Here is a 23159-nt window from a genome sequence, read left to right as displayed (position 1 = left end):
CGCTTCATCGCTGTTGCGTCTCGCCGCTCTGCGCGGGAGACAATAAGAGCGTGACCAGCCAACCGGCCACGCCACACCCCCCCAGCCATATGAGGAAGGCCGCCCCGCTGCCGCTGACCGCGTAGAACAGGCCGGGCAGCAGCGCGGCTCCGGCCAGCACCCGGCGGATCGCCGTGCCCTGGCCTTCCCCTGTCATCCGCGCCGAACGCCTGCGCTTGGGATCGCCCAGGCAGAGCAGCAGGATGATGGCGGTGGAAAAGGCCGTGGCCGCGAGCGGAAGCAGCATCATTCGGCCGCCTGCAAGGAGGGGAGGGGCTGCCGCACCGTCCCCGGCGCAGGGCGCAGCATCAGCCAGAGCATCCATGCCCCGCCCGCAAGCAGGGCGACGTCTACGGCGGCGATCATCGGCTGGTTCGCGGCGAAGGCGCTCATCCAGCCGGGGCCTCCGGTCAGCAGGCGCAGCGGCGGCAGCATGACCATGATGAGGCCGGTGCCGATTTGCAGCCAGCGCCCGAAGCTGGCGCTGGACCGCCACAGCGCTCCCGCTACGATGACGAGGGCCGAACTGATCAGGAATCCCGCGGTCGTCCAGTAGACTGCGCTGCCCATCGGCTTTGCTATCAGGAAGGCGGCGGCGGTGGAAACCAGCGCGAAGGGCAGGCCAAGCCCGACGATCGTCACCATGCGGTCCAGCCAGTCGAGCGATCGCGCGCCAGCCTCCCGCCGCACCAGCCATAGCCGCAGGCCGGTCAGGGTGACATAGCACATGGCGAAGCCCAGCGCGAACCAGACCGCCTTCGACACAATGCCCGCGAAGTTGCCGAAGTGCAGCGGCGACATGATCGCCGCGAGCGTGCCCCCTGCGGACGGAGTCGTGCCGATCAGCGGCTTGGTATGGAGGAAACGTCCTTGCGCCCCGTCATAGAGCAGGCTGACGGGCGCAAGGTCCCCGCTGCTGGGCGGGTGGAATGTGGTCACCTTCGCATCGGCGCGGCCGAAATTCTCTATGCTGACGAAGGTCGGCACCTCCCCCGTCCGGCGGATGGCGTCGCTGGCGATCCGGTCGAGATTTCCCATGGCGGCCGGGCGCGGATCGGGCTTTCCGGGATTGCCGAACACCGCTTCGTTGAGCGCCGCAACGTCCCCGCCAAAGGCCGCCATGGCGACCACCGGCACGCCGATGGTCCCGAAGAAGGAGAAGAAGCTGCCGGTAAAGGCCAGCACGAAGGCGAAGGGCAGGCTCCACGTGCCCGCCACGCTATGCCTGTCGCGGTTGAACAGGACCGGACTGGCCTTCCGCCGCAACGTGAAGATGTCCTTGAACAAATGCCGGTGGATCAGCAGGCCCGACACGGCGGCGACCAGCATCGCAAGGCCAAGGATGCCGGTCAGCAGCAGCCCCCACGGGTTGGGCACATGCAGCCGGACATGGGTATCGACCAGGAAATGGCTGAGCGCGTCGTCGTTGCGCGGGCCGAACACCTCCTCGCCCGTTCCGAACTGCTTGCTGGCGACCTTGCCGTCCCGGTCGAGCTGATAATAGAAGCCGCGGCTGACGAACTCGCCATCCGGTTCGGTTTCATGCCGGTGGAAAAAGGCGCCCAGATCATGGTCGCCAATCTCGAACAGGTCGACGCCCTCATGATATTTGGCCGGGGTCTGCGCGCCCAGCTTGCGCACCGTATCGGCAAAGGGCCGTTCGAAGGCGGACTGCGTCTGGACATGCCCGGCCGACCATAGGCCGATCTCCTCGGCGAAAACGGCCGCCATGCCGGTGATCACGACGGCGTAGAGCAACAGGCCCAGCACGATCCCCGACCAGCCATGGACGGCGACCATCAGCTTGGTCTCTTCCTTGGGCAAATGGATCATCGGCGAATCTCCTGTCCGGCCGTCTCATGGTCCAGGAATTTGTGGGCGATCAGCGCGCCATGCACCAGCAGCAGCCCCCCCGCCACGATCGCCACCCGCGCCAGCTTGCGGTCGAGACAGGCATGAAAGAACAGCGCCGCCCAGATCAGCGGCACCAGCACCAGCGGCAGCACGAGGTTGTCGATCCCCGCCGCGCCACCGGGCAGCCACAGCGCCATCCCCGCCATGACCACCAGCGCAACGACGATCGCGCCCGGCCCGGCGAGCAGGAAGCGTAGCCATCGTTGCGTTGGTTGGGACATGATCGTCTCTGCTCTTGGCCTGCCGGTCAGTATTTCAGGCTGATCGTGCCCAGCACCGTTCGTGGAGCGCCGTAATAGCCCTGATCGAAATTGAGCGCAGCCAGATATTTGGTGTTGGTCACATTCTTCACATTGGCGCTAATCGCCAGGTTTTCCGTAAGATCGTAGCGGGCGAGAAGGTTCAGCAAGGCATATGCTTTCTGTGTCAGCCTGATCTTTTCCGTCGTATCGGGAATGAGCGCGCCCGGTTCCAGATAGATGCGGCTCTGATATTGCGCGGAAGCGCCGAGCTTGAGCGCAGGCAAGGCGGACGGAGACCATGTGAGATTAAGACGCGCGGTATTGCGTGGCACGAAGGTGCGCGCCGGTTCGTCATTTTCGCCGCGAATGCGCATGATCGTATAGCCGCCGGTCGCCTGGAGTCCTTCGACGATCTGGCCGCCAAATTCGAACTCGATCCCCTGGGACTTGGCGTCCACAGCTTTGTAAATGGTTTGCCCAATGGTGTCATCGAACCCCGCCGATTCAGCGGTGTTCTTCTGCCGCGCCTGAAAGATAGCGATGCTGGCGTTCAGGCGCCCGCCATACCATTCGCCCTTGAAACCCGCTTCTATGTTGTCGCCCTCGATCGGTTTCAGCAATGTGCGGGTCGCATCCACCTGCGTCTGCGGATTGAAGATGGTGGCAAAGCTTGCATAGGCGTTGATGCTGGGCGTCAGGTCAAGGGTTGCGCCAATGAAGGGGAGGAAGCGGGTCCGGCTGTAATTGGTCGGCGCTCCATAAGAGTAGCCATCGCTGGTTGCATGCGTGATGTTTGCCCCCGCCATGATTTTCAGCGGATCGGCGACATGCAGGCGAACGAGGCCATAGGCTGTCTCGCGCCGGGTATGCGTTTCCAGGCTGAGATTGTAGTTCGCAGGGAAGTTGGGCAGCGGGAAGCTGCCGTCGAACACCTCCGGCAAGGGCAGCGCTACATCGATTGCGCTAACGTCATAGCTTGAATATTGCCGGTACATCTGAGCGCTGCGGTTGACGCCGAACATCAAATCATGCTGGCGGCCGAAAAGTGTGAAAGGGCCTGCTGCATAGGCGTCGAGCGTCAAATTGCGGGTCTGGCCCCGAAACGCGCCCGGATAAGTTAGCACGCCCAGGCCAGTCACCCGGTCAGGATTTTTGTAGACGTAGAACAGCTTGTCATATTCGCTGATGGCGCGTCGGTTCGCCGTGACCTTGATGATCCAGTCCCCATCTAACCGATGGGTGACATCCGCGAAAATCTGCCGGTCTATGACATTCCAGCCCGCCCAATCCGGGCCGGTATTCGCCGATCGCGGAAGGTCGATGCGCGTGCCGTCCGTATAGTAGATGGGCAGGGCGCCCCACATCGCCCCATGGCTCTGATGATCTTGATGGCCATAGCCAGCGGTCAAGGTCGTATCGGCACCCAAATCCGCCTCAATTATGCCATATCCGGTCCAGCGGCGGAGGCGGTAGCGGTCAAGATAGCTGTCAGAGTCATTATAGACGCCGACGGCCCTCGCACGGACGCTTCCATCGCTTGTCAAGGGCACGCTGACATCGCCCTGAAGCCGCAGATTGTCATACGAACCATATTGGGCGCTTGCTGATGCCTGAAAGGTTTTCAGCGGCCGCTTGCGGATGAATTTGACCACGGCGGAAGGATTGCCGGTCGAAGACAGCAGGCCCGGCGCTCCGCGTACGACATCTATATGGTCATAGATTGCGGTATCGATGGACCCGGTCTGAATTTCAAACGCGAACGGCATGCCGATGCCGTCAATCTGGAAGGTCTGGATATCGAAGCCGCGTGCCGAATAATAAACGCGGTCGGTCTCCGCGGCCTGCACATTGATGCCCGGGACTGTGGTCAGCAGCGAATTGATGTCGTTGAGCTGGAAATCCTCGATCTGGGCGCGGGTGACGACGCTGACTGACTGCGGCGTTTCTTTCCGGGAGATCGGGAATCGGTAGGTGGTTGTCTGCGCGGTCGTCGTATAATCGTCATTGCCTTCGGTCCGCTGGCCGGTGACGATAATCTCGTCGCCCTTGTCACGAGATTCGGAAGCAGCGGGTGCATTGGTGGAAGCAGTCGCGGCAGCGGCAATAAGCGTTAGAATCGCGGACATTCAAAAAATTCCCAGGCAGTTTGGCCGACACATAGCTGCTCAGGAATTGATTGCAAGTCATTATCATTAGCTGTGTCAGCCTATCATGGTGGCATGTGGACCGCCCTCTCTGCGCTTAGCTTATCAGCATGCTGCGTAAGCCTTTCCGGCTCTACAAGATCAATCGTGCCCTCGCGGCGTCAGGTCCAGTCGGAACCCGTTTTCGGCCCCGTGCGCCTGCGGTCGAAGCCGGGTCTTCGGGTGCTGACCGTTGGTCTGAACGGCCGAGGGACTTCGTGGCTTGTGACGGGCGTTTCCGGCTGCGGCGGGCTTTTGACGGCTGCGGGATCGACCGGCGCGTCCAACTGGACGCCAAAGCCCTGTCCATTGCGCCATGCGATCGTTCCATCCACGGGCGGATATCCGGTCAGGTGGATCGTCACCCGGTCGCCTGCTGCGATGTCCGACGTGCATTTTCCGCCGATGCCCCGTTCCGACACGTCCCGGATGAGGATGTCGATCAGCCCAAGGCGCGGATGGCGCATCTGTCCCTTGAGCAGCCGCCGCTCCCGGTCATGCAGACGTTGTGACGGGCTATTATTCACCGGATGATCCGTTGTGGCGGCATATTGATTTTGCACATTGTTTTAGGAGCATACGCCCGGCTTTCAAAGGCCCAATCCAGGAACTGCCCGGTCCGGCAGGGCAAGCTGTTGAGCAAGCCGTGCAACCGGGTCTGGCTTTCGGCAGATCGCCGTGCAACATGGCCTTTGGTTAGAATGTGCGTAAATGGCTGGAGCAGTGGCTACGCATTGATGATGCGGCCAATGTTCCCCGGCCGGACTGATGGGAGAGGTGATATGAAGCGTTTCACTGACAAGAGCGCCCTGGTGACGGGCGCGGCTTCGGGCATAGGAAAGGCGACGGCGGAGCGGCTGGCTTCGGAAGGGGCCGATGTCGTGGTCGCCGACATCAACCTTGAAGGAGCGGCCGCCGCCGCCCAGGCGATCGCCAGCGCGTACGGTGTAAGGGCCTTCCCCATCCGCTTCGATGCCGCCGATGCCGGTGATTGCGAACGGCTGGTGGCTGAGGCCGTCGAAAAACTCGGCAAGCTGCACATAGTGGTGAACAATGCGGGGGTGATGGATTGGTCCCGCGCCGACGAATATCCGGTCGAGCGCTGGCAACGCGTCATCAGCATCAACCTGAATGCGGTCTTCTTCGTCAGCAAATATGCGGTGCCGCATCTGCTGGAGACCAGGGGCAATATAGTCAATATGTCGTCGGCGGCGTCGCTGGCGGGCGTGCCTTTCGCCGCGGCATATTGCGCGGCCAAGGCGGGGGTGAACGGGCTTACCCGGTCCATGGCGGTGGAATATGCCGACAAGGGCCTGCGCGTGAACGCCATCTGCCCCGGCGGCGTCGATACGCCGCTTACCGTCACGGTCACGCCCATGCCGGAATGGCTGGACTTCGCCAAGATCGCTCGCCTGTCGCCCAAGACGGGGAAGACCAGCGCGCCGGAGGAAATAGCGGCGGCTGTCGCCTATCTTGCCTCGGCCGACGCCTGCAACGTGACCGGCATCGCCCTGTCGGTGGACGGAGGGCAGGTCGCGGGCTGAGCCCTGCGGGCCAGCGCATCACGCCGGAACAGGCATGATGCGCTGGCGGGTCAGGGATCAGGGCTTGCGGGTCACGCGCGACAGGCGGGCCGTCCCGGTCAGCACCGGATCGGTGGCGGAGGTTGCGACCTCCACCTTCACCGGTCCGGCGGGCACCACCCAGCGCTGCGCCTTGGCGTCGAAGTCCGCCAGAACGCGCGGATCGGCCGTCACCGTCACCTCGCGGCTTTCGCCCGGCTTGAGGTCCGGCTTGCCCCAGCCGATCAGCCGCTTGGCCTTGCCCAGCCGCGTGACATAGACCTGGGGCACGTCCGCGCCTTCCCGATCGCCCGTGTTCGTGACCGTGAAGCGCACCGTCAGCGTCTTGCCGCCGGTCATCTTCAACCCATCATAGCGGAAGCTCGTGTAGCTCAGCCCATAGCCGAACGGATAGAGCGGCTTCAGCCCCTTCTTGTCGAACCAGCGATAGCCCGCGTCCGACCCTTCGGGGAAACTGATGTCATAGGGTTGCAGCCCTGCCTGGAGTCCGTAAACGGCGCGGGTTTCCTTGTTGGCGGGGGGGATGTTCGATCCCGGCAGCACCGGGTTGGGAAGCTGGTCGGCGGACGCGGGGAAGGTGACGGGCAAATGGCCCGACGGATTGACCTTGCCCGACAGGATGCGCGCGATGGCGTCGCCGCCCCGCTGGCCGCCGAACCAGGCAGAAAGGATCGCGGGCACCTTCGCCTGCCAGGGCATCAGCACCGGATTACCGGTTTGCAGGACGACCACGGTCTTCGCATTGGCGCTCGCCACCGCGTCGATCAGCGCGTCCTGCCCTTCGCCCAGCGACAGGTCGGGATGGTCGATCGCCTCGGTCGCATATTTTTCCGTGAAGACGATCGCCATGTCGGCGGCCTTTGCCGCTGCTGCTGCGGCGGCGGCATCCTTGCCGTCCAGGAAGCTGATCCGGGCGTTGGGGAACTCGGCCCGCAATGCATCGAGCGGCGCGGTGCCGCCATAGCCACGCTTGGCGAAAGCGGCGGCCGTGCCGGTGCTGGCGCCGGGAACCACGCGTTTCAGCCCGCCGACCGGAACGACCTGGCTCGATCCGCCGCCGCCGGGCACGCCCGCATCCGCATTTCCGCCCACGACAAGGATGCTCCTGACGCCAGCGGCCAGCGGCAATATCCCGCCCTCGTTCCGCAGCAGCACGATGCCCGCCTCGGCGGCCTTTTGCGCAACGGCGGCATTGGCGTCATAGTCGATCGGCTGGCCCGGTTGCAGCGGGTTGTCGGCCACGCCATGGGCGTAGATCGACCGCAGGATGCGCCGCGCGGCCGTGTCCACAGCGGACTCGGGAATGCGCTTTTCCTCCAGAGCCTTGGTCAGTTCTGTCGAAAAATAGCGCTTGGCGTCGACCTGTTCGCCTGACTGCTGGTCCAGCCCCTTGAGCAGCGCCTCGGTCGAATGGACCGCGCCCCAATCCGACATGACATAGCCCTTATAACCCCAGTCGCGGCGCAGCACGTCGTTCAGCAGGAAGCTGTTTTCGCACGCGAAGACGCCGCCGACGCGATTATAGGCGCACATCACCGAGCCGGGATTGCCCTTTTCGATGCCGATCTGGAAGGCCAGCAGGTCGCTTTCGCGCATCGCACCCTCGTCCATGATGACGGAGTGGATGTTGCGGCCGGTCTCCAGCGCGTTGAGCGCATAATGTTTGATCGTGCCGATGATGTTGTTGGACTGGACGCCTGCAATCTGCGCGCCCACCAGTTCACCGCCCAGCAGCGGATCTTCGCCCAGATATTCGAAGTTTCGCCCAGCGCGCGGATCGCGTACCAGGTTGACGCCGCCCACCAGCATCACGTTGAAGCCCTTGGCGCGCGCTTCCGACCCGATCATCTTTCCGCCAGCGCGCGCGATCTCCGGGTCCCAAGTCGACGCGAGCGACAGCCCGGACGGCAGCGCCGTCGCGACGTCGCCCTTGCGGATTTCCATCAGGTTGGACACGCCCAGGCTCGCGTCCGTTTCCACCAGCATCGGCACGCCCAGGCGCGGAACGCCCTCGATGAAGCCAGCGCCCATCGCCACGCCTTCGGGGCGCTTGGATGGGGGCAGCATCATGGGCATCGGCCCGTGCAGCAGCCGGACCTTTTCCTCCAGCGTCATCTTCGACAGCGTTTGTTCCGCGCGGCGCTCCGCCGCATCCCCGGACTCGCGCGCTGCGGCTGCGACAGGGCTAAGGGCGGTGGAGATCACCACCGTCAACAGTATGGCGCGGAGCCTTTTCATCGGACGATTTCCTCTACTGAACGCGGCCTTCTTGCTGACGGACGCAATGGCGTTGCTTATCCCGCCAGCTTCCGCAGGTCAATATTCGATCGGTATCGTTCGATTATTCGCGAGCATTGCCCTTCAACTGATCCGCCGGAGTTTCGGCGCGGCGGACGATCAGCCGCCGTACACCAAGATTCTGCGGGATCGCGCCGGGATCACCATCGCCCGGCATCCACAGCACCGCCGCCGCCGGAAAGGGCGGGTCGCCCCAGGACTGGGCGAAGTCGATCGACATGCCCGGAACGCTCGACGCCACCCCACCGGCCCAGGCGAGAAAATCGTCGCGCCAATCCGCCATGCCGCTGGGGTCGACAAGGAACGCGGTCCTCAGCCCGTCCTCATCCGCCGGAGGTCCGGGGGAAAGCACATGCTCCTCCGCTCCTGCTGGCGCGATGCGGCTGCGGTCCATGAACTTCGCCTCGTCCGCCCGCATGATGCCGCCCACCGGCCCGTCCATCAGCGCGGCCGTGGCGGCGATGTCGTTGGCCCAGAATTCGCTGATCGTGTCGAAGTCCACAGGCGCCCCGCCGATGACATGGTTGCGGACATAGCGCGTGAAGGGAAAGTGCCGCACGCCCAAAGGCGCGTGATGTTCTTCATAATAGGCCTGGAATGCGGCGCGATCGGAATCGGGGCGGTGCACAAGGGCGCAGATGCTTTTCGTCATGCCCGGCGGTCCTCTCCGTCGATCTGGGCCAGCAGCCTGTCCGCCGCCGTATAGGGGTCGATGCGCCGCGCCTCGACGTCCGCCAGCACGGCTTGCCCGCGCGCGGCGAGTGCCCGCGCGGCAAGGCGCTCCCGCAAAATGGTGAGCGCCTGCTCGCGTTCGCGCAGGCCGGATCGTCTGGCGAAGCCGTCCCGCGCCTCCAGCGCCGAACGGTGCGCGAAAATGGCGTCGGCAATCTCCTTGCCGCCTTCTCCGGCCGTGGCGACGGCGCGCAGCAGCGGGGCGGACCAGCCGCCGTCCCGCGCTCCGGCGGCCTGTTCGCGCAGGTGCAGCATCAGCTCATATTGCCGATGCGCCGCTTCATAGCCGTCGCGATCCGCCTTGTTGATGACGAAGATCTCGCCTGCTTCCATCAGGCCTGCCTTGACCGCCTGAACCTCGTCGCCCAGCCCCGGAACGCCGACGATGATGGTGGTGTGGGCAAGGTTGACGACATCGATTTCATCCTGGCCGACGCCCACGGTTTCCACGATCACGATATCAAATCCCATCGCGTCCAGCACCAGGCAGGCGTCATGGGTGGAGCGCGACAGGCCGCCCGCCTGCCCGCGCGTGCCCAGCGAGCGGATGAACACGCCGGGATCGAGCGCGTGGCGCGCCATGCGCACCCGGTCGCCCAGGATCGCGCCGCCGGTGAAGGGGCTGGACGGGTCGATGGCGATCACCCCGACGCGCTTGTCCCTGCTGCGAAGCTCCGCCACCAGCATGTCGGTCAGCGTCGACTTGCCTGCGCCCGGCGGGCCGGTGACGCCGACGATCTGTGCGCGGCCGGTGGCTGGAAAGATGCGCCGCACCAGGTCCGCGCCGCGCGGGTCGCGGTCGTCCAGCCAGCGGATGGCGCGCGCCCCCGCCGCGACCGCGCCGCTCAGCACCCCTTGGGCGACATCCTCCATCGCCTCAGGCCGCCTCCGCCGCCTGTTTCTGCGCCCACCACTCCTCCAGATAGCGGACGATGTCGCGAGTGTCGGCGCCCATGGTGAAGATCTTGTGCACCCCGGCTTCCTCAAGCAGCGGCTGGTCCTCCTGGGGGATGACGCCGCCCGCCAGCAACAGCTTGTCCCCCGCGCCCTGCTCGCGCAGCAGCCGCGCCAGCTTGGGCAGGCTGCGCGTGTGCCCGGCCGACAAAGTGGAAATGCCGACCACGTCCACATCCTCCTGGATGGCGGCGGCGGCTACCATTTCGGGGGTTTGCTTGAGGCCGGTGAAGATCACCTCCATCCCCGCCTCGCGCAGCGCATGGCCGATGATGGTGATGCCGACCGTATGCGTATCCATGCCCAGCTTCGCGAGCAGCACGCGCAGGCGGCGGTTTGGCTGTTCCTGCATGGCGGTCACACTCCTGCAAGCTGGCTGTCGGGCGTGTGGACGCCGAACACGTCCCGCATCGCGTTGCATAATTCCCCGTGCGTGGCGTAGAGCTTCACCGCTTCCAGGCAGGCGGGGACCAGATTATCGCCGTTGCGCGCCGCTTCCCGCACCTTCTCCAGCGCGGCATCAACCGCTGCCTGATCCCGCCGGGCGCGCAGGGCGCGGACCTTCTCCACCTGCTGCTCCTCCATGTCATCGTCCAGGCGGAAGATTTCGATTTCCCGCTTTTCCTCCGGCAGGACAAGGTGATTGACGCCGATCCATTTGCGGCGGCCTTCCTCCAGATCCTTGTTCCGCTCATATTGCTCGCGCCCCAGCGCGCGCTGGAAATAGCCGGTCTCGATCGCCTTCACCGCGCCGCCCATGGCGAAGATGCGCTCCATCTCGGCAAAGGCCGCATCCTCCATCTGCTTGGTCAGCGTTTCGACATAATAGGACCCGGCGAGCGGATCGATCGTCTCCGCCACCCCCGTTTCATGCGCGACGATATGCTGGAGCGCCGCGCCGACGCGGATCGCCTCCTCGGCGGGCAGCGAATGGGCCTCGTCATGCAGCGGCGTCGTCATATTCTCGCCCGCGCCGCCCAGAGCGCAGGCCGTCGCCATGATGGCGAGCCGCCCGATATTGTTGAGCGGCTGCTGGAGCGTCAGCGCAATCGTCGTGGGCGACGTCATCAGGCGGATTTTCATCGCTTCCGCTCGCGTCGCGCCATAACGTTCCTTCATCAGCCGCGCCCAGCATTTGCGGAAGGCGCGCAGCTTGCAGATGCCTTCGAAGAAATCCATGTCGACGTTGACGACGAAATGGTTGAGGTAGGGCGCGACCGTGTCGATATCCAGCCCGCGCTCCAGCGTCGCGTCGATATAGGCGCAGGCGATCGCCAGGCTGAACGCGATTTCCTGCACCGGGTTCGCCTTGGCGGGCTGAAGCTGGGCGGAAATGATCGACAGCGGCGCCCAGTTCGGATGGTTGCGGATGATATATTCGATCGCGTCGGTCGCGATGCGCAGGCCATGTTCGGGCGGATAGATGTAGCGGCCGACGCAGATATATTCGATCAATATGCCGTTGACGATGTGCAGGACGAAATCCTGCGGATCGATGCCTTTCTTCTCCAGCGCGGCGATGATCATGGCGAGGTTCACCGGCTGCGGCGCGTTGCACACGCTCATCAGATATTTGAGCTTGTCGAACGGCAGGTCGAACGCCTTCTCCAGGTCCTCCAGACTGTCGAGCGCCATGCCCGCGCGCCCGACCTCGCCTTCCACCATCGGATCGTCGCTGTCATAGCCGTTGGTGGTGGCAAGGTCATATTCCAGGATCAGGCCGGACAGGCCCTGATCCAGCATGAAACGGGCGCGCTTCGCCCAATCCTCGCCCTTGCCGAAGCCGGTGACCTGCGTCATCGTCCAGAAGCTGGATCGGTGGCCATTGGGCCGGGTCGAACGGGTATAGGGATATTCGCCGGGAAACCCCAGGTCGCGCAGATAGTCAAAGCCCATCGCGTCCAGATCGGCAGGCGTGTAGAGCGGCTTGACCGGCCATTTCAGCGCCTGCGTGACGAAGGGGTCGCGCCGTTCGGGGTTGGCGGCGACAAACGGGCCGCGCGTTTCCGCCTGCCATCGCTCGGTTTCCGCGATGATATTGTCATTGGCGGGGGCGAACCCGCTGACAGGCCGGTTCATGCGCATCTCTCCAGGATCAGGGGTTCGGCAACATCCCAGAGCCGCCGCGCGGCATCCGGGTCGAGGGAGGCGGCGCTGACGCCCCAGCCCGGCGGCATGGGCGGGGACCAGAGCGGCGCGATCGCGCAATCCTCCAGATAGAGCCCGCCCTTGCCCTCCAGCTCCGGCGCTGTCCCGGCCCAGACGGGCGTCGCCGCGCCTTCTTCCGCCGTCTTCATCCGGCCTTGCGGCAGCGTTCCGTCCTCATTCACCCAGCCCAGCCGCACCGCGTCCTCGAACGTCGCGTGGCGGCCTAGGTTGGTGGCGACGCCGCCGGGCGTGCAGGCGTTCATGGTCACGCCATCGGCCGCATGGCGGCGGCTATATTCGACCGCCAGCAGATTGGCGCAGAGCTTGGCATGGCCATAGCCCTCGAACCTGTCATAGGCACGCCGCTCATAATTCAGGTCGTCGATCCGAAGTTCGGCAAGGTGGTGCGAGCCGGAAGACAGGATCACGACGCGCCCCTTGCGCGCCGCCAGATGGGGCAGCAGCAGTTCGGACAGCAGGAAAGGCGCGAAATAGTTGACCGCCATCTGGCTTTCGAACCCGTCCGCCGTGCGGGTGAGGGGCGGCGCCATCAGGCCCGCATTGTTGATCAGCAGGTCGAGCGGCCGATCGCCCCAGCGGGCCGCGAAATCGCGCACGGACGCCATGGAAAGCAGGTCGATGGCTTCCACGCCGGGCGCCTGGGCAAGGCCGCGTTCGGCGGCGATTCCGGCGGCGGCGCGCTCTCCGGCCGCCATGTCGCGCACCGCCAGCGTGACCTTCGCTCCCGCCCCGGCGAGTGCCGACGCGATGGCGATTCCCACGCCCGACGATGCGCCGGTGACGATGGCGGTCCGGCCGCTCAGGTCCATGCCGCGCAGCACATCGTCTGCCGTGGGTAAGTCCGCGCTGTCGTCAGTGGGCATTGCCTCTCCTTCTTTTGTCCGGGGCAGTTTACCGCGCGGCGCATGGCGGGCCAATCCGGCCCTTGCCGTTTGGCGCATGATCCAGCAACATAGCGCATCTTTTCGACATGGAGCGGCCATGGCCATTCGCATCGCCGATGCGCAGCGCAGCGACGATCTGGTGCAGGGGCATATCGCCCTGCCGGGCGTGGTGGTGGAACTGTGCGCCTTTCCTGAGGTGGAGCCGGAAACGGTGGTGGTGAAGGAGCAGCAGGCGATCTTGTCGCTTGGGCTGTCGCGCCTGATGGCGGGCTCCTTCGGGCGGGTGGCGGGAAGCGGGCGCGCGCCCTTCGTCCGCTTCGGCGCCCTGGGCTTCCGCCCCGCAGGCGTGCCGATGGAAATGCATGTGTCCGGCGGGGCCTTCCACACGCTGCGCTGCCGTTTCGAAGAGGCGCGCATCCGCCAGGCGCTTGGCCCCGGCCCGCTGGACGAAGCCGCGCTGGCGGCCTGTTTCGACATTCGCTCGCAGGCGATGGAAGACGCCATGCTGCGCCTCGCGGTCGAGGTGGACCAGCCGCAGACGGACAGCGCTGCCGTCGCGCAGGCGCTGGTAACGATCCTGCTGATCGACCTGAAACGCTATCTGGCCGGGGCTATGGCGCGCATCCATCGTCACCGGGGCGGGCTGACGCCGCGCATGCTGCGCCGGGTGCTGGAGCGCATCGACGAAAGCGGACCGCCGCCCGATATCGACAGCCTCGCGGCATCCTGCGGGCTTAGCCGGTTTCACTTCATGCGCAGCTTCCGCGCCACCATGGGGATCAGTCCCGGCGCTTTCACGCAACAGGTGCGCATGCGCCGCGCCAAGGCCCTGCTCGCGGGAGACGAGCGCAGGCCGCTTGCGGACATTGCGCGCGAACTCGGCTATTCCGGCGCGCCCGCCTTCTGCGCGGCCTTCCGGCAGCAGGTCGGGCACTCGCCCGCCGCCTATCGCAGCCTGCTTTTCAAATAACCCCGCTCCAGACATGAAGCGGGGTCAAGTTTGGGTCGCACTACAGGCAAAAACCTGCGCGGCATGAACGCGTCCGCCTCGTTGCGGTTCCGACATAATCCTTAAGGGTAAGTCGGCGTCCCCATAGCGCCCCTCAACCTGCGCGTGCCATGAAACCCGATGGCCCGCGCAACGTTTCGCCAGCATAATGAGGCCGGGATGACGAGGGAGGAATTACCGATGAGATTGTTGGCTTTCATGGCGATCGCAGCCGGTGCGGCATCGGCCGCCCAGGCCCAGTTGCCCGCCGCCAGTCCCGTGCTTTCGCCGGAGGAGACATTGCTGGTGGTCAGCGGGGAAGGGCAGAGCCGCCGCGTACCGGACGTCGCCCTCTTCTCGGCGGGCGTGGTGACGCAGGGCAAGACCGGCGGAGAAGCGCTGAGCGCCAACGCCGCGCGCATGGATGAGGTGGTGAAGGCGCTCAAGCGCGCGGGCATAGCGGATCGCGATATCCAGACGTCCGCTCTGTCCCTGCAACCGCAATATTCCAACCCCGAACAGGAGGCGCAGATGCAGGCGCGTCTCACCCGCCAGCCCTATGTCCCGCCAGCCCAGCCGCAGGCGCCGCGCATCATCGGCTATGAAGCGCGCAACAATGTGCAGGTGCGCGTGCGCAAGCTGGGCGCCATGGGATCGATCATCGACACGCTTGTCTCGGCGGGCGCCAATCAGGTCGACGGCCCGTCCTTCACCCTGGATGATTCCAAGGCCGCTCTGGATGAGGCGCGGGTCGAAGCCGTGAAGGAAGCCCGCTCCCGCGCCGAACTCTACGCGCGCGCGGCGGGCCTCAGGATCAGCCGCATCCTGTCGATCAGCGAGGGCGGAGGCTATTATCCGCCGCAGCCGGTCATGGTCACCGGCCGTTTCGCCGGACCGGCCGCGCCGCCTCCGCCGCCCAGCCCTGTCGCTCCCGGCGAAGTGACGCTCGGCACCACCGTCTCCGTGCAGTTCGCGCTGCGGCCGTAGCGCGCCGCCTTGGCTCTCATCCCGGCGCGGGCTTCACCGCGGGCACGATCCGCAGGATGATATAGCCGATGACGGCGGACGCGACGGAGCCGGACAGCACGCCCAGTTTCGCCGCGTCATTCTGGTGCGATCCTTCGCCAAAGGCGAGGCCGCCGATGAAGAGGCTCATTGTGAAGCCGATGCCGCACAGCACGGCCACGCCATAGACCTGCGCCCAGCGGGCGTCGCGCGGCCGTTCCGCCCAGCCCAGCCGGACCAGCAGCCAGATGACCGCGAAGATGCCGGACTGCTTGCCCAGGAACAGGCCCAGCGCCACGCCGGCCGGCACCGGCGTCAGCAGGTCGGACAGCGCGAATGCGTCAAGGGCCACGCCCGCATTGGCAAAGCCGAACAGCGGCACGATGGCATAGGCGACCCACGGGTGCAGCTTATGTTCCATGCGGGAAAGGGGGGAAAGCTGGTCGTCGGGACGCCCCGGCGTCCGCGCCAGCGGCACCGTCATGGCGACGGCCACCCCCGCCAGCGTCGCATGCACGCCCGATTGCAGTACGCAGGCCCATACCGCTATTCCCACGGCTGCATAGGGGATCAGGCTGTTGACGCCCCGCCGGTTGCAATAAGCCAGCACCGCCAGCCCCAGCGCCGCGCCTGCCAGCGGCAGCAGCTTCAATTCGGCCGTGTAGAAAAGGGCGATGATGATCACGGCGATCAGGTCGTCGATGATCGCGACCGCCGTCAGGAAAATCTTGAGCGAGGAAGGAATGCGGCTGCCCAGCAGCGCCAGCACGCCCAGCGCGAAGGCGATGTCCGTCGCCGCCGGTATCGCCCAGCCGCGCAGGCCGCCGGGCTGGCCGCTGTTGAAGAGGATGTAGATGATCGCCGGGACGGTGACGCCCGCCGCCGCCGCGACGCCGGGCAGGATGCGATCGGGCCATCGCGAAAGCTGGCCGTCCAGCAGTTCCCGCTTGATCTCCAGCCCCACCACCAGAAAGAACAGCGCCATCAGCCCGTCATTGATCCAGTGCAGCAGGCTCATCCCCGCGACATGATGGTGGAGCGCCGAAAAATAGCTTTCGGACAGGGGCGAATTGGCGACGGCCATGGCCGCGATCGCGGCCATGATCAGGATGATGCCGCCCGACGCCTCCGTCTTCAGGAAGGCGCGCATCATGGAAAAGGGGCGGGCGAGAGGTCTGACGGTGCTCATGCGGGGCAGGCGTAACGGTCGCGCACCGGCAGGGCTAGCCCGGCTGGCCGTTCATGACGCCTGACGCGGATAGACCACTGGCCCCCCGGCGGAAATCGCCTTCTGATAGGCAGGGCGGGCCCGGAACCGTTCGACATAGGCGCGCAGGTTCGCATGATCGGCCAGCAGGCCCGCGCTCTCCGCCAGTTCGAGCAGATAGGCGAGGTGAATGTCCGCGATCGTGAACTGATCGCCCATCAGCCAGGGGCCATCCCCCACGCCCTGCGCGATATAGCCGATGGTCTTGGCGAGTTCGGACTCGGCAAAGGCCGCCATCGCTCCCTGCAAGCCGCCAGTGACGCCCCCGATCAGGTTCAGCATGACCGGCAGCGCGGCGGAGCCTTCGACATAATGGAGCCATTCGTCGTGGATCACCCGCGCATCGCTTCCGGCGGGCGGAGCCAGGCGGCCATCGCCATAACGATCGTTGAGGTAGGACAATATGGCCGCCGATTCAGCGATGGTCAGCCCGTTGTCGACGATGACCGGGGCCTTGCCCAACGGGTGGACGGCGGCGAGTTCCGGCGGCGCGCGGAAGCTGGGCAATCTTTGATGCACCACCAGTTCATAGGGCAGCCCGAATTCTTCGAGCGCCCAGATGATGCGGGTCGATCGGGAATAGACGAGATGATGGAGCGTGATCATCGATAGGGGCCCTCTGGCGTTGGATGGACATGGCCTATACGTGCTTGCCGCACAGGCCCAGCGAAATTCGGTGCTTATGTCTCCCCGGTTCCCGACCCCGCCTCATTTCCCGTCAGTTCGGCGATGCAGGCGGCAAGGTCGGCCTGCCGGAATGGCTTGACCAGCCGCGTCAGGTCCGGCGCGACCCCGTCCGTTTCGGCATAGCCCGACACCAGCAGAACGGGCAGGCTGGGCCAGCGGCTTCGCACCTCCATGGCGAGGTCGCTCCCTGAACGGCCCGGCATAAGGTGATCGGTCACGATCAGGTCCGGGGTCAATCCGTCCGACAGCCTGTGCAGGGCCTCTTCGGCCGAGCTTGCCTCCACCACGTCGAACCCCAGTTCGGCCAGCATGTCCGCCGTGCTCGCCCGGACGAATGCTTCGTCGTCCACCAGCAGGGTGGTGCCCTTGCGGCCCGGACGGACGGCCGGTTCGGCAGTCTCCGCCTGCGCGGGAACAGGCTCGCCGCCCGCGGGCAGCCACAGTTCGATGTTGCTGCCGATCCCCGGTTCGCTGGCGATCGTCAGCGCGCCGCCAAGCTGCGCCGCCAGCCCATGGACCATGCTCAGCCCCAGCCCCGTGCCCTTGCCCACGCCCTTGGTCGAATAAAAGGGCTCGATCGCGCGCTTGAGCGTTTCGGCGTCCATGCCGGTGCCCGTGTCCGCGACGGACAGCCGGACATAGGGGCCGGGCGGCAGGCCGGTGGCGTGCCCTGATCCAATCTCTTCCTTCACTGCCGAAATGCGCAGCACGCCGCCATCGGGCATGGCGTCGCGCGCGTTCACCGACAGGTTGAGCAGCGCCATTTCCAACTGGTTGGGATCGGCGACCGCGCTGGGAAGGTCCTGCGCGACATCGACCACGACCTTGATCTGCGGGCCGGTGGTCGATGCGATAAGGTCCGCCATCCCCTGCACCAGTTCGCGGATATCGACGGAGATCGCCTGCAAGGGCTGCCGCCGCGCAAAGGCCAGAAGGCGCTGCACCAGCACCCGCGCCCGCTCCGCCGATTGCAACGCGCCGTCGATCAGCCGCTGCTCCCTCCCGGTTCCGACGCCCCGGCGCTGGAGCAGGTCCAATGCGCCGATGATGGGCGACAGCAGATTGTTGAAATCATGGCTGACCCCGCCCGTCAGGCTGCCCATGGCCTCCAGCTTCTGGCTCTGCCGCAGCTGTTCTTCCGCCTGCACCCGCGCGGTGACATCGCGTGAGCTGCCGATGATCCGGCTGACGCGGCCGCTCGCGTCCCTGACCGGCACCAGCACCGTATCCCAATGCTTGCGCCCGGCGGGCAGGTCGATCACCTCGCGATAGCTGACCGGCTCCCGCGCGGCGGCCGCCCGGCGGTAATTGGCGGAAACCTGCGCCGCCGCTTCCCGCCCGATCTGCTCCTCCAGCGGCCTGCCGCGCAGTTCCGCCGAATTGAGGCCCGTCAGCGCTTCGTGCGCGGGATTGAGTTCCTGAATGGAAAAGCCGCCATCTTCCGCCACGCCGATGACGAACAGCGCCTCGGCCGTATTCTCGAAATAGGCGCGGTACAGCGCGTCCGCTTCCCGCCGGGCCGCTTCCGCCCTGGCGAGCTGCTGCTGCTCGTGAACGCGGGCGGTGACGTCATATCCGAACAGGCTCGCGCCCACGATTTCGCCATCGGCCGACCGCACCGGCGCGAACTTCATGTCATACCAGTGGCGCGCGCCCTGCGCGTCGGTAAATTCCGATATCTGGCCGAACGCCTCGCCCGCCAGCACGCGGCTCCACATCTGCTTGACGCCCTCATAATGGCGCGGCGTGCTTTCCAGCAGCGTCAGCAGATTATCGCCCGTCGCGGGGCGGAAACCGAAAACCCGCTGATATTCCTCCGCCGAAGCGGCATTGATGGCCAGGAATGTGAAGTCGCGGTCCAGTATCTGGACAAGGGCGCTGGTGGTTTCGAACAGGTCGGCGAAGACCTTGCGTTCGGCGAGCGCCGCGGCGACCCGCTGCTCCAGCGTTTCGTTGAGTTCGCGCAGCCGCGCTTCCGCCCCGGCCCGCTCGATATAGGCCCAGCACCGCTCCACGGCGGCTTCCACCAGCGACACCTCTTCGGGCTGCCACTCGCGCGCGTCCGACTGATGGACCGCCATCATTGCGGCGAGCTGCCCATCCTTGAGCAGCGGGCAGCAGATGATCGCGCCGATGCCGGTCGACAGGAACATTTCGCGCCCTTCGCCCGGCGCCAGTTCCCGCGCTATGTCGTTGATGACGAGCGTGCGGCCAAGGCGCATGCCCTCGGCGGCGCGGGGGCCGAACAGGTCAAGGCTGTATGTCCCGGCCGAACTCGCGACGCCCGGCGCGGTATAGTCGCCGCGAATGATGAAGCGGTCATTGTCCGCATCGACGTCCGCATAGGCCGTCCGCGATGCGTGGAGATGCTGCGCCAGATGTTCCGCCGCCCGGCGCATCACGTCCGATGCGTCATGCGACGTGCGCAGTTTGTCGTCCAGTTCGCTCAGGAAGCGAAGGCGGCTTTCGCTCCTGCGCAGTTCCGCTTCGGCATGGACGCGTTCGGTGACGTCCGATCCCTCGACGAAAATGCCGGTGACCTGGCCCTGCGCATCGGTGATCGGCTGGTAGACCACGTCCACGAAGCGCCGTTCCACCGGCTCGCCGCCTGCGCGGTTGAGTTCGACGGGAACCGCCGTGCCGACATAGGATTCGCCGGTCTCGTACACCTTGTCCAGCAGTTCGAAATAGCCTTGCCCTTCGACTTCGGGCAGCGCCTCGCGCGCTGGCTTGCCGATGATATCGGTGCGGCCGACCAGCTTGAGATAAGCAGGATTGGCAAGCTCCATTATATGCTCTGGGCCGTGCAGCATGGCCATGAAGTCCGGCGCCTGGTCGAACATCTGGCGCAGCCGCTCGCGCTCCGCCACCGCCCGGCGCTCGCTCATCACCCGTCCGGTGGTTTCATGACCCTGGTTGAAGACCCCCGCGACCGACCCGTCCTCGCCGCGTATGGGGGTGAAGCTATAGTCCCAATAGCTTTCCTGGACCGCGCCGCCCCGCACCATCGGCAGCATCTGGTCGTAGGTCGAATAGCCCTCGCCCGTCCGGCGCACCAGCTCGAACTCGCTGCTAACGACATCCCATATGTCGGACCAGACCTGCTGTGCGGGCTGTCCCAGCGCGGCCGGGTGGCGCTCGCCCGGAATCGGCGCCCACGCATCATTATAGAGGATGCGCAGGTCAGGACCCCAATAGATCGCCGTCGGAAAGCTGGAATGCAGGCAGATAGACAGGGCGGAACGCAGCGATTGGGGCCATAGCCGGGGCGGGCCGAGCGGCGTGCTGGCCCAGTCATGGGCCCGGATGCGCGCGCCCATCTCACCCCCGCCGGTCAGAAAGTCGAGATCGTCTCCGTCACCTTCTTCCTGTTGCGGGATCATCGATCGAAGGGCTCTCTTACAGAAGGACTATATAGAAGAATGTCCCATCATACACGCGATTTGCGCCTCTTTGCCAACCGCTTCTTGCCCGCAGAACATAGGTTAAGAAGGATGTCGCTGCGGCCCTCTGGCCCCCCGGAACCAGTTGCTCGAAGCCTTCTACTTCTCTCATTAGAATAACAGCTCAGGGCAGGCGGAAACCTGCCCGCCTTACCCGGCGGAAATGCCGCGCAACACCAGCTTGCCCACCATCGCGCCGCTTTCGACCAGCCCATGCGCTTCCTTGAGCGTGGCGGCATTCATCTCCCCCAGGTCGCGGGTCATGGTGCCGTGCAGCATGCCCTCATCGATCAGGCGAGCGATCTCGCCAAGGATATGATGCTGCTCGATCATGTCCGGCGTTTCATAGATGGACCGGACGAACACGCCTTCCCACGCCACCGTGATCGCCTTCTGCCGCAGGCCAGCAATGTCGAACGCCTTCACATCGTCGATGACCGCCAGGCTCCCTTGCGGCGCGATGATGCGGGGGTAGATCGCCAGATGCTTGTCGCTGGCGGCAAGGCTGGCGACGAAGTTGACCGCCTTGACGCCGATCCTCGCCAGTTCCTCGTGCAACGGCTTGCGATGGTCGATGACATCATGCGCGCCCATCTGCGTGGCCCAGGCGACCGTCTCGCTTCGCGATGCGGTGGCGATCACCCGCAGGCCAGTGAGTTGCCGGGCGAGTTGAACCAGCATCGATCCGACGCCCCCGGCGCCGTTGACGATCAGGATCGCCTGCCCCTCACCCCCGCCGCGCGGCACGCGCAGCCGGTCGAACAGCAGTTCCCATGCGGTCAGGCCAGTCAGCGGCAGCGCGGCCGCCTCGGCAAAATCCAGCGATCGCGGCTTGCGGCCGACGATGCGTTCGTCCACCGCATGCAGTTCCGCATTGGTCCCCGGCCGCTTGATCGTTCCGGCATAGAACACCTCGTCGCCTGGCGCGAACAGCGTGACATCGGACCCGGCCGCCTCCACCACGCCAGCCGCGTCATAGCCCAGGATCATCGGCTCTCCTGACGGCTTCGCGCCTGCCCGGACCTTCGTATCCACCGGATTCACCGATACCGCCCGCACACGCACCAACAGGTCGCGCGGTCCGGGGACCGGCTTGGGAACCTCCAGGTCCAGCAGCGCATCCTCACGGTCCAGGCTGCCGCCCTGCCGGAAACCGATCGCCCTCATGCCACTTCTCCTGTCAGCCCGGCAGCGGGGCTATGCCATCACCATCCGCTGCCGCCTTACAGTTGCGCCGCGCCACCATCCACGAAATAGTCCGACCCCGTGACATAGCTCGCCTCGTCCGACAGCAGGAACAGGGCGACGGCGGCGGCTTCCTCGGCCGTGCCCATGCGTCCCAGCGGCGTGCTCGCGGCCATATGCTCCTCGATCGTCGCCGCATGTTCTTCCGGCAAGCCCAGCCGGTTGAAGAAGTCGGTGCGGATCGGGCCGGGGCTCAGCGTGTTGACGCGGATCTGCCGTGGCGCGAGTTCGCGGGCGAAGCCGCGCACCATCGACCGCACCGCTCCCTTGGTCGCTGAATAGAGAGCGCTTGCCTCCATGCCCTTGTCCTTCGCGATCGAGGCGGTGACCAGGATGGACCCGCCATCCCGCAGCACCGGAGCCAGCGCCTGCGTGGCGAACAGCGGGCCGCCGACATTGACGTCCATCAGGTTGCGGTAAAGATCGGCGCTTATCATGCCCAGCGGCGCTCCTGCTCCCACCCCTGCATTCAGGAACAGCCCGTCAATCTTTCCGAACAGCCGCGCTGCTTCCTCCGCCAGCGCTTCGGCTGCTTCGGGCTTCGCCGCATCGTTTACCAGAAGGTGGACGCCCGGAATCTGATCGCGGACGCTTTCCAGCCGGGCGCTGTTCGACCCGGTGACAAGCACCGACCCGCCTTCCTCCACGATCCGCCTGGCCGCCGCGAGGCCAATCCCGCTGGAACCGCCGGTGATAACGACGGACTTGCCGCTGAACCTTTGCATGCGTCATCTCCTTATGCCGTTGCGCCTGAAGCCATTAAGCACCCAAGCCGTCTCTGTCACTGCCATGCCCTCTCGCAAGGGAGGAACAGCCCAGAAAACGCGTCGGCGCTGCTCGCAAGCGCACGGACCGCCGACTGTTTCCGGCACTTGATTTTCCAGGTAAATGGCGGGCCGAAGCCGATGAAACGGAGAACTACACCTACGCTATAGCCCTCCAAAATGGCGCCTGAGGGCTAGCGGTAAGTGACAAAAATAAAAGTTCGCTTCTCCGAAGGCGGATCATCCCGTGATTGGATGGTGGAGCAAAATATGCCTTAGTCGCATCAAAGGTGCTCATTTGGTCGGTAGCTTGGGCAATCTACAATTGCCCAGTCGCGGTCCAGCCAAGAGCCTTTTCAATTGCCGTTCGATACGGCGTCATGATCTGGCGTGGGGCACGACGGACGTAATCTTCGGCTGCGGTCTGTTCGACCCCTTCCAAGCCAACTAGGTGTTGAAGGACCTCATCGCGCGTAGGAATGCGATAGTCATTACCGATTTTCGGTTTGAGACCTGTCCACACCACACCCTTTATCTGGCGTGCTCCGGCCCACTCCCCAACTGCGGCAGCTCCGGGGTGAAGAGATGCGCCAGCAGGAGTCCACCAACCTATGCTGTATTTGATGTTGGTCTGCGAGATCCCTTCTCGAGAGGCTAACACCTGTTTTGCCTCGTCTAAGGTATCGACATTCAAGACCGCCCATAGAACGGTGTGAACCGCGCCGGGTTTGTCGGAGGCTCCAACTCCTGAGAAGGTGGAGC

The 23159-nt window shown here is 65.2% G+C and carries 20 protein-coding genes; 3 read left to right on the top strand and 17 right to left on the bottom strand.

What is annotated here, in order from left to right; translation table 11 throughout:
* Nucleotides 1–4: 4 nt before the first annotated feature.
* The 5 genes from ET21_RS0101355 to ET21_RS0101335 all read right to left on the bottom strand — a co-directional run bounded on the left by ET21_RS0101355 (nucleotide 5) and on the right by ET21_RS0101335 (nucleotide 4905).
* Nucleotides 5–289, bottom strand: coding sequence for a hypothetical protein (locus ET21_RS0101355; protein WP_030538277.1), 285 nt, complete (start codon nucleotides 287–289; stop codon nucleotides 5–7).
* Complete coding sequence (locus tag ET21_RS0101350) at nucleotides 286–1872, bottom strand: PepSY-associated TM helix domain-containing protein (protein ID WP_051585466.1); 1587 nt, start codon at nucleotides 1870–1872, stop codon at nucleotides 286–288. Before ET21_RS0101350 ends, ET21_RS0101355 begins: the two co-directional genes overlap by 4 nt.
* Nucleotides 1869–2174, bottom strand: coding sequence for a hypothetical protein (locus ET21_RS0101345; RefSeq protein WP_037470042.1), 306 nt, complete (start codon nucleotides 2172–2174; stop codon nucleotides 1869–1871). Before ET21_RS0101345 ends, ET21_RS0101350 begins: the two co-directional genes overlap by 4 nt.
* A gap of 26 nt (nucleotides 2175–2200) precedes the next feature.
* On the bottom strand, nucleotides 2201–4321 hold the full coding sequence (locus tag ET21_RS0101340) for a TonB-dependent siderophore receptor (protein WP_030538274.1): 2121 nt from the start codon (nucleotides 4319–4321) through the stop codon (nucleotides 2201–2203).
* 179 nt (nucleotides 4322–4500) lie between these two features.
* Nucleotides 4501–4905 carry a hypothetical protein gene (locus ET21_RS0101335; protein WP_030538273.1) on the bottom strand — a complete coding sequence of 135 codons (405 nt, stop codon included), beginning with the start codon at nucleotides 4903–4905 and terminating at the stop codon, nucleotides 4501–4503.
* Nucleotides 4906–5160: 255 nt separating this feature from the next.
* Between ET21_RS0101335 and ET21_RS0101330 the strand changes: the two genes are divergently transcribed.
* A complete protein-coding gene (locus ET21_RS0101330; protein ID WP_030538272.1) occupies nucleotides 5161–5922 on the top strand; it encodes an SDR family NAD(P)-dependent oxidoreductase in 762 nt (253 codons plus the stop codon).
* A gap of 57 nt (nucleotides 5923–5979) precedes the next feature.
* On the opposite strand, the gene ET21_RS0101325 is transcribed toward ET21_RS0101330, so the two are convergent.
* The 6 genes from ET21_RS0101325 to ET21_RS0101300 form a co-directional block, all read right to left on the bottom strand.
* The gene (locus ET21_RS0101325; protein ID WP_030538271.1) at nucleotides 5980–8199 is read right to left on the bottom strand and encodes a beta-glucosidase; all 2220 of its coding nucleotides are present in this window, start codon (nucleotides 8197–8199) and stop codon (nucleotides 5980–5982) included.
* 103 nt (nucleotides 8200–8302) lie between these two features.
* Nucleotides 8303–8911 (bottom strand): EthD domain-containing protein, encoded by a 609-nt coding sequence (locus tag ET21_RS25455; protein WP_021238332.1) that lies wholly within the window; start codon nucleotides 8909–8911, stop codon nucleotides 8303–8305.
* Complete coding sequence (meaB, locus tag ET21_RS0101315) at nucleotides 8908–9864, bottom strand: methylmalonyl Co-A mutase-associated GTPase MeaB (protein ID WP_030538270.1); 957 nt, start codon at nucleotides 9862–9864, stop codon at nucleotides 8908–8910. Before meaB ends, ET21_RS25455 begins: the two co-directional genes overlap by 4 nt.
* Nucleotides 9865–9868: 4 nt before the next feature.
* Nucleotides 9869–10297, bottom strand: coding sequence for a cobalamin B12-binding domain-containing protein (locus ET21_RS0101310; protein WP_030538269.1), 429 nt, complete (start codon nucleotides 10295–10297; stop codon nucleotides 9869–9871).
* Between the two features lie 5 nt (nucleotides 10298–10302).
* The gene (locus ET21_RS0101305; protein WP_051767870.1) at nucleotides 10303–12024 is read right to left on the bottom strand and encodes a methylmalonyl-CoA mutase family protein; all 1722 of its coding nucleotides are present in this window, start codon (nucleotides 12022–12024) and stop codon (nucleotides 10303–10305) included.
* A complete protein-coding gene (locus tag ET21_RS0101300) occupies nucleotides 12021–12977 on the bottom strand; it encodes an SDR family NAD(P)-dependent oxidoreductase (protein WP_030538267.1) in 957 nt (318 codons plus the stop codon). Before ET21_RS0101300 ends, ET21_RS0101305 begins: the two co-directional genes overlap by 4 nt.
* Before the next feature lie 118 nt (nucleotides 12978–13095).
* Between ET21_RS0101300 and ET21_RS26340 the strand changes: the two genes are divergently transcribed.
* Together ET21_RS26340 and ET21_RS0101290 are read left to right on the top strand one after the other, a co-directional pair.
* Nucleotides 13096–13968, top strand: a complete 873-nt coding sequence (locus tag ET21_RS26340; RefSeq protein WP_030538266.1) for a helix-turn-helix transcriptional regulator — start codon at nucleotides 13096–13098, stop codon at nucleotides 13966–13968.
* A gap of 219 nt (nucleotides 13969–14187) precedes the next feature.
* Nucleotides 14188–14973 carry an SIMPL domain-containing protein gene (locus ET21_RS0101290; protein WP_030538265.1) on the top strand — a complete coding sequence of 262 codons (786 nt, stop codon included), beginning with the start codon at nucleotides 14188–14190 and terminating at the stop codon, nucleotides 14971–14973.
* A 16-nt stretch (nucleotides 14974–14989) separates the two neighbouring features.
* On the opposite strand, the gene nhaA is transcribed toward ET21_RS0101290, so the two are convergent.
* The 6 genes from nhaA to ET21_RS27490 form a co-directional block, all read right to left on the bottom strand.
* Nucleotides 14990–16180, bottom strand: coding sequence for a Na+/H+ antiporter NhaA (gene nhaA, locus ET21_RS0101285; RefSeq protein ID WP_030538264.1), 1191 nt, complete (start codon nucleotides 16178–16180; stop codon nucleotides 14990–14992).
* 51 nt (nucleotides 16181–16231) lie between these two features.
* The gene (locus tag ET21_RS0101280; protein WP_021238134.1) at nucleotides 16232–16864 is read right to left on the bottom strand and encodes a glutathione S-transferase family protein; all 633 of its coding nucleotides are present in this window, start codon (nucleotides 16862–16864) and stop codon (nucleotides 16232–16234) included.
* 74 nt (nucleotides 16865–16938) lie between these two features.
* Nucleotides 16939–20328, bottom strand: coding sequence for a PAS domain-containing protein (locus ET21_RS27495; RefSeq protein ID WP_051767867.1), 3390 nt, complete (start codon nucleotides 20326–20328; stop codon nucleotides 16939–16941).
* A 210-nt stretch (nucleotides 20329–20538) separates the two neighbouring features.
* A complete protein-coding gene (locus tag ET21_RS0101270) occupies nucleotides 20539–21555 on the bottom strand; it encodes a zinc-binding alcohol dehydrogenase family protein (protein ID WP_030538262.1) in 1017 nt (338 codons plus the stop codon).
* A 56-nt stretch (nucleotides 21556–21611) separates the two neighbouring features.
* A complete protein-coding gene (locus ET21_RS0101265) occupies nucleotides 21612–22358 on the bottom strand; it encodes an SDR family NAD(P)-dependent oxidoreductase (RefSeq protein WP_030538261.1) in 747 nt (248 codons plus the stop codon).
* A gap of 358 nt (nucleotides 22359–22716) precedes the next feature.
* On the bottom strand, nucleotides 22717–23159 hold a 443-nt coding region (locus tag ET21_RS27490; RefSeq protein WP_237751462.1), incomplete at its 5' end, for a hypothetical protein.

Origin of the sequence: Sphingobium sp. DC-2, assembly GCF_000722555.1 — a bacterium.
Taxonomy (GTDB): domain Bacteria; phylum Pseudomonadota; class Alphaproteobacteria; order Sphingomonadales; family Sphingomonadaceae; genus Sphingobium; species Sphingobium quisquiliarum.
The sequence above is the reverse complement of the archived record's forward strand: the minus strand, read 5'-3'. Positions and strand labels throughout refer to the sequence as shown.

Coding starts and splice junctions, on each gene's coding strand:
- ET21_RS0101280 (WP_021238134.1), bottom strand. CDS start 16,864: ATGATCACGCTCCATCATCTCGTCTATTCCCGATCGACCCGCATCATC.
- ET21_RS0101350 (WP_051585466.1), bottom strand. CDS start 1,872: ATGATCCATTTGCCCAAGGAAGAGACCAAGCTGATGGTCGCCGTCCAT.
- ET21_RS0101300 (WP_030538267.1), bottom strand. CDS start 12,977: ATGCCCACTGACGACAGCGCGGACTTACCCACGGCAGACGATGTGCTG.
- ET21_RS0101290 (WP_030538265.1), top strand. CDS start 14,188: ATGAGATTGTTGGCTTTCATGGCGATCGCAGCCGGTGCGGCATCGGCC.
- ET21_RS0101310 (WP_030538269.1), bottom strand. CDS start 10,297: ATGCAGGAACAGCCAAACCGCCGCCTGCGCGTGCTGCTCGCGAAGCTG.
- meaB (WP_030538270.1), bottom strand. CDS start 9,864: ATGGAGGATGTCGCCCAAGGGGTGCTGAGCGGCGCGGTCGCGGCGGGG.
- ET21_RS0101305 (WP_051767870.1), bottom strand. CDS start 12,024: ATGAACCGGCCTGTCAGCGGGTTCGCCCCCGCCAATGACAATATCATC.
- ET21_RS0101270 (WP_030538262.1), bottom strand. CDS start 21,555: ATGAGGGCGATCGGTTTCCGGCAGGGCGGCAGCCTGGACCGTGAGGAT.
- ET21_RS25455 (WP_021238332.1), bottom strand. CDS start 8,911: ATGACGAAAAGCATCTGCGCCCTTGTGCACCGCCCCGATTCCGATCGC.
- ET21_RS0101325 (WP_030538271.1), bottom strand. CDS start 8,199: ATGAAAAGGCTCCGCGCCATACTGTTGACGGTGGTGATCTCCACCGCC.
- ET21_RS0101355 (WP_030538277.1), bottom strand. CDS start 289: ATGATGCTGCTTCCGCTCGCGGCCACGGCCTTTTCCACCGCCATCATC.
- ET21_RS0101330 (WP_030538272.1), top strand. CDS start 5,161: ATGAAGCGTTTCACTGACAAGAGCGCCCTGGTGACGGGCGCGGCTTCG.
- ET21_RS0101345 (WP_037470042.1), bottom strand. CDS start 2,174: ATGTCCCAACCAACGCAACGATGGCTACGCTTCCTGCTCGCCGGGCCG.
- ET21_RS27495 (WP_051767867.1), bottom strand. CDS start 20,328: ATGATCCCGCAACAGGAAGAAGGTGACGGAGACGATCTCGACTTTCTG.
- ET21_RS0101265 (WP_030538261.1), bottom strand. CDS start 22,358: ATGCAAAGGTTCAGCGGCAAGTCCGTCGTTATCACCGGCGGTTCCAGC.
- ET21_RS0101340 (WP_030538274.1), bottom strand. CDS start 4,321: ATGTCCGCGATTCTAACGCTTATTGCCGCTGCCGCGACTGCTTCCACC.
- ET21_RS26340 (WP_030538266.1), top strand. CDS start 13,096: ATGGCCATTCGCATCGCCGATGCGCAGCGCAGCGACGATCTGGTGCAG.
- nhaA (WP_030538264.1), bottom strand. CDS start 16,180: ATGAGCACCGTCAGACCTCTCGCCCGCCCCTTTTCCATGATGCGCGCC.